The sequence below is a fragment of the Stieleria tagensis genome (assembly GCF_024129865.1).
Lineage (GTDB): Bacteria > Planctomycetota > Planctomycetia > Pirellulales > Pirellulaceae > Stieleria > Stieleria tagensis.
The window spans coordinates 79,211-92,507 of sequence record NZ_JAMYFE010000058.1 but is presented as its reverse complement, the minus strand read 5'-3'; the positions used below and the strand labels follow the sequence as shown (position 1 = coordinate 92,507).

The 13,297-nt window shown below is 56.7% G+C and carries 9 protein-coding genes; 3 read left to right on the top strand and 6 right to left on the bottom strand.

The genetic code is table 11. The features are described from left to right. The first annotated feature begins 177 nt into the window (after positions 1–177). From NHH03_RS14645 to NHH03_RS14635, 3 genes are all read left to right on the top strand, one after another. The gene (locus NHH03_RS14645) at positions 178–666 is read left to right on the top strand and encodes a thioredoxin family protein (RefSeq protein WP_253157319.1); all 489 of its coding nucleotides are present in this window, start codon (positions 178–180) and stop codon (positions 664–666) included. 229 nt (positions 667–895) lie between these two features. Further along, entirely contained in the window at positions 896–2,017 is a 1,122-nt protein-coding gene (locus NHH03_RS14640; protein WP_253157318.1) for a hypothetical protein, read from the top strand. 238 nt (positions 2,018–2,255) lie between these two features. Next, the gene (locus NHH03_RS14635) at positions 2,256–3,266 is read left to right on the top strand and encodes a PIN/TRAM domain-containing protein (protein WP_253157316.1); all 1,011 of its coding nucleotides are present in this window, start codon (positions 2,256–2,258) and stop codon (positions 3,264–3,266) included. A gap of 114 nt (positions 3,267–3,380) precedes the next feature. On the opposite strand, the gene NHH03_RS14630 is transcribed toward NHH03_RS14635, so the two are convergent. From NHH03_RS14630 to NHH03_RS14605, 6 genes are all read right to left on the bottom strand, one after another. Further along, a complete protein-coding gene (locus NHH03_RS14630) occupies positions 3,381–4,826 on the bottom strand; it encodes an anti-sigma factor family protein (protein WP_253157314.1) in 1,446 nt (481 codons plus the stop codon). After that, positions 4,819–5,454, bottom strand: a complete 636-nt coding sequence (locus NHH03_RS14625) for an RNA polymerase sigma factor (protein WP_315861456.1) — start codon at positions 5,452–5,454, stop codon at positions 4,819–4,821. The genes NHH03_RS14630 and NHH03_RS14625 overlap by 8 nt, the downstream gene beginning before the upstream one ends. Positions 5,455–5,619: 165 nt before the next feature. After that, the gene (locus NHH03_RS14620) at positions 5,620–6,711 is read right to left on the bottom strand and encodes a lysylphosphatidylglycerol synthase transmembrane domain-containing protein (protein WP_253157310.1); all 1,092 of its coding nucleotides are present in this window, start codon (positions 6,709–6,711) and stop codon (positions 5,620–5,622) included. After that, positions 6,708–9,362, bottom strand: coding sequence for a hypothetical protein (locus NHH03_RS14615; protein ID WP_253157308.1), 2,655 nt, complete (start codon positions 9,360–9,362; stop codon positions 6,708–6,710). Before NHH03_RS14615 ends, NHH03_RS14620 begins: the two co-directional genes overlap by 4 nt. A gap of 127 nt (positions 9,363–9,489) precedes the next feature. Next, positions 9,490–10,395 (bottom strand): DUF4339 domain-containing protein, encoded by a 906-nt coding sequence (locus NHH03_RS14610; RefSeq protein ID WP_253157306.1) that lies wholly within the window; start codon positions 10,393–10,395, stop codon positions 9,490–9,492. A 5-nt stretch (positions 10,396–10,400) separates the two neighbouring features. After that, entirely contained in the window at positions 10,401–13,292 is a 2,892-nt protein-coding gene (locus NHH03_RS14605; RefSeq protein WP_253157304.1) for a hypothetical protein, read from the bottom strand. Positions 13,293–13,297: the final 5 nt, after the last annotated feature.

The following is a 13,297-nucleotide window of genomic DNA, read 5'->3' as shown; positions in this document are numbered from 1 at the left end:
TCCGCCGGCATCGGCATTGGCACGAGCGACCGGGCTCCACAGAGCCCGGTTCGAGTGGACGCCCCACTCCTGCCAGGGGGATGGCGATTGGTTCTGTGCTTGGGTTGTGCGGGTCAGTTAGACTTTGCGGCCTAGTGAGTTACCTTTTGTTCATCCTTTTCTATCGTGAGTTTCGCCATGACACGATTCATGGTGCACCGGGTCTGGCTACCAGTCCCGTCACTGCTGGCATTGATTGCCACGTTCTTTGCCGCCAACGTCCAGGCTGATCAGCCGGCGCCGCTGCCGCAACTGGTAAGTGCGTCGGCTGAGTCATCGCAGGACATCCTGTGGCACGAAGACTTTCAATTGGGCTGGAGCGAAGCCAAACGGCTGGGCCGCCCGATGCTGATTTTCATCACTTCTGGACGCTGTCATTATTGTGACGCGATGAAACGTGACACCTGGTGTAACGGCGGCGTGTTACAGCGGGTGAAACAGCACTATGTTGCGATCCGATTAACACCCGATCGAAACGCCAGCGTCTTGAACCGGATCAACGTACCGGCCTATCCGACAACGTTGATCGGCCATCCAGACGGGCACATCGTGGCCCACAAGATCGGTTATCAACCGCCGGGCGAAATGCAGCTTTTATTACAGTCATTCGGTCAATCCGATCACTGAACGGGTGCACCATTCGGCATCGAAAGTCAGCCTGGCGCATAGCGCCCGACTACAAAGACTCGGTTCCATTTGATTGTCACTAACATAGAATGAAGGCAGCACATACTGTGTTTACCGGATGTCTGCCGATCGGAATCTAGCCGCCGGCAACTTCATTGAAAAACCTTTCGCAAGCGAGAACATCATGATAGCGAGTCGCAGCCTACTGACTTCCATTCGCAGGTGCGTCTTGACGACCACTCTGATCTTCGGAACTGTGTCGGCGGCCTCTGGGCAACAGGCCGCGCAGGTCGCGTTCCAGTCACCGGAGCAGACCAATGCAGCGATCGACAAGAGCGTCGATTTGGCGATCGGCTTCTTGAAGAATCGTGGCCAGGCCGACAACGGAGCATTCAGCCCCGAAAGCGGTGTCGCGGTGACCGGGTTGTGTGTCCGCGCAATTTTGGAGCATCGCCCGACTGACGTGAATTCGCCGTCGATCAAGAAAGCGATTGCGGTGATTTTAGAGAACGTGCAGCCGGATGGTGGAATCTATGCCAAGGGTTCGACACACCGCAACTACGAGACCTCGGTCGCGGTGGGCGCCTTGGTGGCAGCCAACCAGGAGGGGCAGTATGAAAGCCAGCTGAAGCGTGCCGAGGCTTTCCTGAAAGGCATTCAGTGGGACGAAAGTGAAGGCATCGAGCCCTCCGATCCGGCCTATGGAGGCGCCGGTTATGGCAGCCACTCGCGACCGGATTTGTCAAACACATCGTTCATGTTGGACGCGTTGGTCGATCTCGGCAATGATTCCAATGACGAAGCGATTCAAAAGGCGTTGCGGTTTGTCTCTCGCACGCAAAACCTGGCCGGTCATGGGAACGACACTCCGCACGCTGACAAAGAAAACGATGGTGGGTTCTATTACACGCCAGCCGCCGGCGGCGAAACGAAGGTCGTCGACCCCCAGCAAGACAATGGTGGGGCGCTACGAAGTTACGGTTCGATGACCTATGCGGGGCTGAAAAGCATGATCTATGCCGGACTCACAGCGGATGACCCGCGGGTGGCCGCTGCGATGGACTTCATCCAAAAGAATTACTCGCTGAGCGAGAATCCGGGGATCGGGCAGCAGGGGTTGTACTATTACTACCACACGTTTGGCAAAGCACTTGATGCCGCCGAGATCCGTGTGCTGACGGACGCTAGCGGGAACAATCACAATTGGAAACGCGAGCTAGCCACAACGCTGACGTCGCAGCAGCAAGCTGACGGATCATGGGTCAACGACGGTAGCGGGCGTTGGATGGAAGGCAATCGCAACCTGGTGACAGCCTACAGCTTGCTGGCACTGAAATATTGCCGCGAGTAGGTCCGGTGAATTCTCCCAGCCGTCAGGTTTCGCCTGGCCTGCGGCTGGGTTTTTGATGCGGATTGGGATGGTTTTTGCAGTTTTTAGGGCACATTCCCCGCCTGCCGTGTATTCGTCCTTCGTCTCCCCTTGGGTAGCGTTCCTCGGCGCCTCTAAACTGGGCGTCGTCGGGAAGGCCAATGTGTGATGTTGTGCCCCCCGGCAAGTTTTAATCCCAACTATTTGGCGAAGAAGTCTGATGGAATTGATCATCCTCCGCTGTGTGTTTTTGCTGTGTGCCGGCGGGGTGTCCTGGATTATCAACACCGCGTTGCCAAGTGACGCGAACATCAACCCCTACGTGGTGTTCGTCGGCACGATGGGGATCGCAGTCGCTGCGATCATGGTCGACATCTTCATTCCGCGTAAACGCATTGATTCGATCTCTGCGGTTTACTTTGGGGTTCTGGTCGGGATTTTGCTGAGCGGGATTCTGTGGATCGCAATCGCACCGCTGTTTGCCGAAGCACTACTGATTGGCAATGCGGTCAAGCTGATCATGGGTATGGTGCTGTGCTATGTCTGCGTCAGCGTCTTGATTCAAACCAAAGACGACTTCCGCTTTCTGATTCCGTATGTCGAATTCGTTCGCGAGGTGAAAGGGTTCAAACCGCTCGTGTTGGATACCAGTGTGGTGATTGACGGTCGAATTGCAGACTTAGTGAACACCGGCGTGTTCGACAATCAATTGATCATGCCGCGGTTTGCACTCAGCGAATTGCAAGCGATTGCCGACAGCAGCGACAAATTGCGTCGGGTCCGCGGACGTCGTGGATTGGACGTGTTGAACCGGATGCGAGCCGACGATAGCGTCGATCTGATGATCTTTGACCGCGAGTTGCCGGAATTGGCCGGCCAAACTGTCGACTTGAAACTGGTCCTGTTGGCGAAGCACCTCGAGGGCAAAGTGGTGACCGGTGATTTCAATCTGAACAAAGTGGCCAAATTGCACAATGTGCCGGTCATCAATTTGAACGAAATAAGCAATTCCCTGCGACCGGTTTATCTGCCCGACGAGTCCTTCAGTTGCAAGATTATCAAACCCGGTGAAGGCGCCGAACAGGGAATCGGATACTTGGACGATGGCACGATGGTTGTTGTCGAAGGGGCGCGCAATCGCATCGGCCAAGACTTGGAAGTCCGTGTGACCAGCACCTTGCAAACCAATGCCGGCAAAATGATCTTTGCCAAATTCGACGGGCGCCCCTAGGGTTGCTCACGCACTCGCCCCCGGAAAACCAGCCCGACACGCTAAAGCGTGAACTCCAACGGCGCTAGCATTAAACACTAGGGTTGAACTCCAACCGGTTGGATTCGAGCGGTGCTAGCGTGATCTTGGGCGGCGACCCCAGCGCGAGCGGGGAGTCAACCGTTCGATGATCAGTTCTGGTGATTGCAGATCAAAAGCGTCTTGATCTTCGCGCTGGCGAAACAGATCCATTCGAGTCTGTTTTTCAGAATCGGAGAAGCCTGAGTTTCGGCGGATGGAGTCCAATGCCCAACTGCGCAAGGTATCAATCACGGCGGCTTGACGAACAAACTGCGACGGCAGATCGGTCAAGGCTTCTAAATTTGCGAAGGCGACGTCGTCCAACAAGTCCGTCAATCCGATCAATTCTTCGTCGCTGATCTCGGTTGGCGGACGCGGCCGATCGCGACGATCTGCGTCACCGTCTGGTGGTCCTAAAAATCCGGGACCGCCAAAACCCGGTGGCCGTCCACGATCTTCGCGGTGATCGACCATCAACCACATCATGTGATTTTGAATTCTGTCCTCTGAGAGTCCTCGGTCGCTGAGCAGTTCAACCGTTCGCTGTAACCCCGGTTCGGACTCCAGCCGATTGGCCAGCAACTGCTGCAACCACAGATAAATTCGATTCGATGTCTCGTCGGAGATGGTCGAGCTGGATTGTCTAGCCAAGGACGACATGGTGGCTGCAATCGCTTCTTGCATGGCTTGTTCACGCACGGTCGCATCGGTGCTCTGCAAGCGATCTCGCACGGGCGCTTCCAAGTTTTCTCGCCAAGCGGCGAGTGCTTTCATGGTTTTCAGCAATTGATCCCGATCCGGCTGGTGATCGACAGCCGCAGCGGTCGCACGAATTTTTTCTCGTGCGGCTTCGCTAGTGCCCTGATAAACCGACCAGCGAGATTCCAGTCGTGAGCGTTCATCACTGGCAAGATTTGGGATTTTATCGGCACGTTCTTCCAGCGGAATGTCGACGACCGTGCTCGGTGGCGACATCGAGCGTTCGCCGACTTGTTCGAGCGCTTTCAACATCGCGCTCCACTGTGGATTGTCTCGCAACTGGCGGTAGAACTCGAAATCGCTGCCCAACCGATACGCTTCGTAGTTTTCGGCGATGGCCAATTCTGACAACTCGTTCCGTAGCGAAAGTCGTTTGGCGATCGCTGATCCGATCAATCCGATTGCAAAACAGCCCATCAACAATGCGATCAAGCCGATCGGCTTCCAGTTTTGGCTGAGCCAATTTTGGGATCGTTTTTGGTTCGGAGTGATATCGGCGGCGACCATTTCGATGGTCGATTCAACCAGTTTTTCATTGGATGATTCATTCGGCAAATCATCTAGCCAGTCCCACCCGGTTTGCAGGGTCTGCAGTCGTCGCCGGAAAGCGGGTTCACCAACCAAACGCTTCTCCACCAAGTCGCGTTCGGCATCGCTTAGTTCACTATCCAAATACGCGACCAGCAATTCATCGTCTGGATCGACTGGATGGTCATCGGTTAGCAAAACGCTTTCACTCATGGCTGCCTTCATTCGGGATGACACCCGCGTCGATGTACGGTTGCAAGATCTCTCGCAAATTAACCCTGGCACGGCTGAGCAACGACTTGACCGCTTTGGTGGTTAACCCCATTGTTTCAGCGATTTCGGCGTAGCTCAGATTTTCAAATCGAGACAACATCAGCGCCGTGCGTTGACGTTCTCCCAACACCTGGACAGCTTGGCGAACGATCTCGCCACGTTCGCTGCCTTCGACCAACCGAGCCGGCATCAGGCTGCTGGCATCGAGCGCGGTTGCGGCCAAAATGCCAACGGCCTGCGATCCGTCGGCCGTTGCCGGTGCGTCGACTTCGTTGACCTCCTGGCGACGCCCCAAACTGCGAGCCGAGTTGCGGGCCACATTGGCTGCAATCGTGAACAACCAAGTCGAAAACTTTGCACCGGCTTCATAACGATGACGCGCCCGAAAGACCCGCATGAACGTGTCTTGAGCAAGGTCCTCCGCCAAATCGGCTCTCGGTCCGATTGTTCGCATCAATCGAACCAGCCGCGGATGGTACTTGCGCACCAGTTCCTCGAACGCCGCCGCATCATCATTTCGCACACGTAACATCAGCCGAACATCGGGGTCCGACTGCTGATAACGCAACGCGGTGGATTCACTAACAGCCAAGCGATTCGGGACGTTTGAAGGAAGATCAGGGGGATGAGTGGACACACCGGGGTGTAACGCAGTGCGGACGCCGCCGGTCGTCATCGCCAGTTTATCATGTTGAAACCCATCAAAGCAGTCCAGGTTTCGGCCGGTTTGGGGTCACTGCTCGCGATACAACGTCGCCACGGCCAGTGCCGCCGCGAGATCCACCACAATAAACAACAGTCTTGCCAAGATTGCGGCTAGCAGCGCGTGCGAGGATCCGATCACGGGCGCCAAAACCATTGCCAACGTCAATTCCCGCACTCCGGCACCCCCGGGCAGCAGCGACGCGAAACCGGCGACCATGGCCAACGCGATCGAGGCCACCGAGGCCGCAAAGACCGTGCCTGCAGGCATCTCCGTCGGCCGGCCGGGAATGCTATCGACCAGCAACGCAAACGAAGCTCCGATCAATAACCACGCCAAACCTTGCCAGCACCACGCCGAAACAAAGAATCTCCAGCCCTGACCAGTCGAGGGCGACGTGGCAGGTGACATCGCAGCGGCAACCGCCTCTCGCTCCTGCTCGGGCGCCGCCGAAAGGGACGAGGCGACGGATTTTGCATTGATTTTCGCGACGATCCATTTGATCCAGGGAGGCAGGGTTGGCACGGTCGCAGCAATCCCTCCGGCCAGTGCCACCCACGCAACCCAGCGTGGCACTGGCAACCAGAACACCAGGCAGCCAGCGACGGCGGCGCCCACGGCCATCATTAACAACGTCTCTAAAAAGACCGCGATCGATCCGACGACCAGCGGCACACCCAGACTGGATAGACGCCCGGCACGGATCACCACCACCATGGCTTTGCCCGGAACATATTTCCCCACGTGTCCGACCAGCTGCGCCGCAATCGCCTTTCCGGCACTCACCCGGTAGCCCAACACCCGTGTGGATTCGCACAGCACCAGACCGCCGGGGATCAAACCGAGCGCATAACAACAACCGGCCGCAGCGATCCGCGACCAGTTCAGGTTGGCCAGGCGAGGCACTGCCGAAAGCGCTGTGCGGCGCTGTGACCGCAGATTCTCTCGTTGAACCTCCGATGTCGCCGCTTGCAACTCGCGATCGATTTGGGCCACACGGTCTTCCGCGCTGCGTTGTTGATCGGCCCACTGCGAGAACGCATTTCGCGCGGCCAAAACCAATCCAATAGCGACCACGACCGCGATCAACGCTTTGGCAAGCGGTTTATATCGCTGGCTCATTCCGCTGCAGGGTACCGAATCGATTCCTTACGCAATCGAGCTTTCCACTTTTTGACGATCTCTTCGCGGCGGCTGGCCACTTCCTCTTCCGGTTTAAAAAACAACGTTGTTCCGCTGATGTCGCGCAAGTGTTCCGATGCCAAGACACGTACCGGAATCGACCCGGATTCTAACCCTGCAACCAATTCCGCATCGCCACCGGTTTTTAACTGATCTGCGGAGTATCCGGTTAACAATCGGAACAGTGTGTCGCCGTCGGCGTTATCCATCGCTTGATTTTGCCCCGAGATGGCGGTGCGAACTGCCTTGGCGGTTTCGACGCTGCGGGCGACGGTTTCGCGGATCGCATCGAGATGTGACGACCAATACAACCGCTGTTTCGGGTTGCTCAGCAATCCGTCGACGCCAAAGTAGGCCGATGCATCGCCGAGCGCCAGCATCATTTTTCCGGCCAATGCGGCAACTTCATTGCGGCGGAATCCCAACGCCACGCGCAGTGATAACAACAGCGAGTCCGAGCCATCGGTGCGTACCAGTTCCAACAGGTCGGCCGCGGCCACCGATTCCAGAGATCCGGTGTCCACTTCCGCATCAATCCAGCCCGGCAATCGATCCAATGGTTCGACCAAATCCAGACCAGCGATCGCGATGCCCGGATCGAAGGTGATGTGGGAACCACTGGCAAGTTCGACTTGTTCGTCCAACCCCGTCACCGTGAAATCTCCGGCGACGCTGATCAGTTCAATCTCAGTCAGATGGTTTTCCGGCACCATTGGGTCGCTGCCCAATGCTCGGTGATGTGAAATATTGAACGCCAGCGCGGCGTCATTGGATTCGGTGTGGGCCACCAGTTCGACCTCGCCGACCTTGATCGAGATGCCTTGACCAGGGTCAACCAGATGAACGATGCATTTACCAAACGGGACTTCCAAGTTGACCGCTTGATCGGCGGCCAACCAATGGACTTCGGTGGGGCCGACCAGAGTCACTGTCTGTTCGGGCTGGTTTGCCATCGCAAATGTCGCCCGGTACTCCGGTCCACAAACAACACTGGTTCCTGCCAGCACCGAAGTCTCCGCAGGCATCAGTTTCCAGTCATCATCGTCGCCCCGCACCGCGATCAATGCCTTTTCCGACAACAACGTTGCGACACCGGCATCGGCAGCATCAGCGGGATCGTCGCCTGGGACGTTCGGTAGTTTTTCCGCAGGTGCATCGATTGATTCCATCGCCGGCCCCTCGGTGGCTGGAACCGCCGCGTCGACATTGGTATCGACATCAGCGGTCTCCGGTAACGACGCGATGGTCTCGGCGGGCATTTCGGTGGGGGAACCAACAGGATCGGAATCGTCCGCTGTATCCGCAGCGTTTTCCATCTCACTGGCGTTCGGCAGTGTCACATCGGCGTCAGGCAGATCGGTGTCGACGGCGTCGGTGGATGTCGGACGGGCCACGGAATCGCCCGAATCGGTCATTACCGGATCGGAGTCCGAGGGCGTTGAAACAGGTTCCGCTGCATCGGTTGCGTCCACCGCAGTCGACGATGTATCCGACGGCGCATCGGCCGGCGCCGCTGGCGATCGATCGACTGGGGCCGCGTTGGTGGTCGCCACCTCGCGTTGACTGTCGACCGTTGTCGCTGGTGTTTCCACCTCGCTCTCTGTTTCCACAACCTCAGATGGAATCTGCGACACGTTTTCATCGTCCATCGAGGCAACGTTGGGGCGAAACAATGGCGCAAAAATCTGGCTGATCGCAAACAACAACGCCGCAACAAGCGCAAAAGAAATCAGCCACGGTGTGATGCGCGAACCACGCGCGTCGCCTTCGTAAAAATCAGATTTCTCCAATTCACTCAGCGGTTGACCGCCGGGCATGGCTGGTGATGCGCCCATCGCGTCGGGCAATCCATCAAACAGTTGCGATTGCTCACGCAATTTGGTGGCCGCTTGGAACACGCCACTATCATCCACGCCCACCGGGGGCACGCTGGCAGCGATCTGCGGCGGAGTCAGTCCGGATGCCCCGGCAGTGCTGGGCGATCCACTCGGCACGTCGCCACCGGCTGGCAGTGGCGGAACAGGTGGTAAATCCGCCGGCGATGCGCCCTGATTTGGATCGGTGACAGGCCGTTGACTGGGAACCTGTTCGCCGGGAATCTCGATTCCCGAATGACGCGGACCTATTTCACCGGCAATTGCCGGCGTACCGCTGACACCAAATTTTCCCGGAATCACACCGCGTTCGTTTTCGGCCAGATTTCCATTGGCATCCACCATCGCGTAGATTCGCTGACGCAATTCCTCGGAAACATCGGCCGGTTTGCCTAGCACCAACGTCAAAATTTGGTGGCACGCGGCGGCTTCGGCCAAATGCGCGGCTGATTCCAGACAGGCCTTTTCGACCTCCGAATTCTGTTCCGATGAAAGCGTGCTGTTGAGATAATTGCTCAACATATTCGGGTCTTCGATCGGGTGAACCGAATCCGGTTCGGGAGCCGAGAGCAACGGGTTGGCCAGCGAGTCGTGGATTCGCTGAACCAGTTGAGTCGCGAAACTGCTTTGTTCCAACTTATTCCGCAAGGCTTCGGCGTCTTGCGGTTCAAGTGTCTTGTCTAGATAGGCCAGCAGGGTGCGCAACGTCAAACGCATCGGAATTCGCCAAAACAGCGGAAGAAAAATGGTGTCCTAATGGTTAGTGACACGCGGCACCCGGATCCGTGCAACAAAATGACGTTTTTTTAAAACGTTGGCTGTGACACAGCATCTGAGGCGATCGCTACATCAACACGTTGTTCACGGGGACATCGGTCGCAAAGGCGGCACAGACGATCAGTAACATCAACCCGATCCAGATCAAACTGCCGATCGCGCTGAATAACCAGAACTTGTTGAGTGCTTCTGCGGCGGCCAAGGCGGTCGCCGCAGTAGACGATTCTGCGGCCGATTTCAGTTTCCCCGCGGCTTGCAACGCCATTGCTCCGCTGATCACCAAGACGCCGCCCAAGGGGATTCGCAGTGCCGCGGACAGGTAATCCGAACGCAATCGCCTGCCACCCTGATTGAGTTCCAAGGCCTGGGCGATTACCAACACCGCACCGATGATCAACAATGCTATTCCCAGCGCGAGTACTAATCCGTGGTGTTTAGAAAGTTCGGCGGCGAGTGAACCGCTGGCAACGCTGTCCTCTGGAGCGGATCCCACCGTGGCCGGCATGCCGCCGGGTTGGGCGACGGCTGCGCCGCCGAACAGTTCCGGCAGCGCTTGGGCGGCCGGCTTCCATGCGTCCATGCCGGATTTCCAAACCAGCGAATCCTTTTTCAGAATTTTGGCTTCCTGGTACAGCCGCATTTGATCCAGCGACACCGGCCCCTGTTTTTCTCCGTTCACGTGTGCATACCACTGGGCGTTGACATTGTCATTGGCCGATGGAGCGGTGGCACCGGCACCCGCGCCGCCGGGCGGAACGCTCGACGCCCCTGCCGTCAACTCACTGTTGACCGCCGCGGCGCGGGGAAAGAAATTCCCAAACTCGTCGGCCTTCATCCAACTCAGACCGTCCCCGGACAACTCATGCATCCGCGTGACTTGTCCGCGACGCACCATGTCTTTGACCTTGTCGGGCGTCAGTGGTCCAATCGTTCTGCCGCGAAAACGGATGAAAACGCGTTCAATTTGAGTCATTCGAATCAGTTGGGAAGCAGAAAAAGTGGGCGGCCTGGGACTTGATACACCGGGTTGGGCTTGAGTTGAACGTGGCCTTGCCTGAGTTCTCCGACCGCAAACAGGGCGGTGTCCGCACCGGATTCTCGCGATGGAACAGCAACATAAAATGTTCCGTCATATTCCGGCAATGCTTGCCGAAAATGATACTCGATTTGGCCCCCGTTGGATTTTGCTAAAAAGCCGACCCACTCAAGCCGTTGCTCTGCCACCGCCTTGAACTCGGACAAGGGATCCTCCAGCCGTTTGTAGGCAATCTGCAACTCCGATCGTATTGTGCGGCTCAAGCTGGCGGGCAATTCCGAGTCGGCAGGGCGGGGTTCATACCAGTGATCACGGACGTCGCTCCGGCGATTGAGCGCCTGCATGGTCTGTGGAACCATCGCCTTTAAGTTTTCGCTACCGTTGGTTGCAATCGTCAGCAAATTGTAAATCAACCATTCTTTGATCACGGCATCCAATTCAGCATGGCGCATCACCTCGCTGATTTGGATCAGAAACGTTCGCTCCCACTGTTGGTCATACTGGATCAAATTCTTTGACTTGTTATTGACCACCTCACCGATGGACTTCATCGGTTCGTCCAACAGTTTTGGCAATGGGCCTTGGAACGCTCGGTTTCGAACGCCACCCAAGGAGTCCGAGACGACTTCGACGCCAATACTGCCGCTACGGTTCATCCGGTCTTCGTTTTGTTCGGCATAGGTCTTGTAAATCAAGTAGTGCATGACTCCGGTGCGACTGGAGTCGTCCTCGATCGGCAGGGTGACGATTTTTGCCAGTGGATGACTTGCGATGCGTTGAATGCCCGCGTCCAAAATTCGTCGCCGGCTGGTGATTTCAGCCATCGCGGAAAAGAATCCGGGCATCTTCTGAAACGCCGGATTGGGATTAACGATTGATTGCAACGTTTTCGCCGTTTCGGTCAACCCGACCGCTTCACTGGATGTGACTCCGGCATCCAATTTCTGGGCCAATTGGTTCAACCAGACGTTGGTGCGATCGACGTTCAACCAATGCTCTTCTTCATCCAACACCGTTTCGAATTCGATAAACCCTGAATTGGACACCGATTGCGTCGAAAGGTCTCGCAGCCGATCAGAGTACACCTCCAATGACCGCGCGCCGATCAACGATTCGATTGCGTCGTCACGTTGCTCGGTCAGCATGTTGTCACTTTTCATTTGCCGCAACGTCGATGAAACCAGCGATCGAAAGGTTTCTTGTTTGGCCAACGCGGAATCGGAACGCAGTGGGAATTGGTTCGGCAATCGGGCGACCGTGGACAACAACGACTCCACCGCTCGGCGGTTTTCAGTCGCACTGCCACGTGATTGCAATTGTGAAAACGTGCGTTGCAATTCGGCCAGTTTGCCAATCATCTCGTCAGACTGTCGCAAGGTTTCTGCGGCCAGGAAATCAGACTTTCGATTGCGCAGCTCCTCGACTCGGGCCACTTCGCCGGCGGTCGATGCGAGTTCGTCTAACTGTGGCAATAAAGATTGGTCGATCAAAGCCGGGTCATCATGGCTGGCCTGAGCGATCAGTTTTTGGAACCGCTCGGCCCGTGCCGATTCTTTGTCGACCGCCAGCTGTGCGGTCGCGCGATAGGCAACCATTTTAGGGTGACTTGCGACGTCGCCCTGACTGGCTTGTACCGATTGGTAATAGTTCAGTGCTTCGTCAAATTGCCCCTCTGAAACGAAGCGTTCCATTTGCTGGATCGTTTCGTCTCTTGCGGCGGTTTTCCCGGCCGAGACCATAAACATCACGCCGCTGATGATGGCGGCCAAGATCACGGCGGTGGCTGCAACAGCGATCAAGATCGTTTTGCGTTTCCGCTGACGAAGCGGTTTTGCCGCCAGTTCTTCGACCCGCTGGGAGAGTTGTTCGGGCAAGGGCTGGCCAAAGCGTTTGGCTTGATCAACCGCCAGTTGGACGTCTTCGATGGGCGATTCGTCATCCAGTGTGGACTGCAAATTGGCCATCGCCATTTGACGTTCACTTTCGATCACCGATTGGCGATCCAGATCTTCCAACCACTGCATCGCCGGAGAGACACTTTGTTCGAGGTGTGCAGGGACGTTGACGTTGAACCGTGCCCGTACCGTCTGCCACTGCGTCCGCAGGGCGCGCGCATTCGCTTCGTCCCGATTCTCAAAGGCCTGCATGATTTGCGGCGCTAATTTGCCCAGTTCGGCTTCCTGGTTTTGTCTCACATGAGCTTCGGCGGCAAACGAGCTCTGTTCGATCAATCGGGATGACGGTGCAATCCGCCAGTGCCCTCCGGTGAGTTCTTGGTGCAGTTGGTACAGCGACCGCGCGTCTTCGTTTTCCAGTGAGCGTTTCAATTCCGCATCAATCTGGCCTAATCGAGCTTTCTCCCACGACTCGACGTCTTCGCTCCACACGTTGTTGCCCGAATCGACTCGAGCGATTTGCCGCAAGGTTCGCAAACGGACGCCAAGTGGTGCTTTGGCGATCGCCAATCGGCGGTGCCGTCGCAGCAGCGCATCGAGTGGCAGACTTTCGATGATCGCTTCATTGATTTGAGCGACGTAGTCTTGGTTCAATTTGGGCGGCAATGGGATGCCCATGAACTGCAAGATCTCGTTCCATTCGTCCCATTCGGGAAAATCCAACGCCGCGGCTGCATCGAGCGCATTGGGCGTCATCTCGACGCGTTGAATGGCTTCACTGCGCAAGCCTTTGCGGAGCAACATCACCGCATCATCGAGCCGTTGATTGACTTCCTGAACTTGGCTCCGAAAGGCGTCTGCCAACGGACGCATTTCCTCTTCGGCGATTCCGTCGCGTTTTTCGAGCGCGCGGCGAATCTTGTCAACGGTGGTAGGCATCTTGG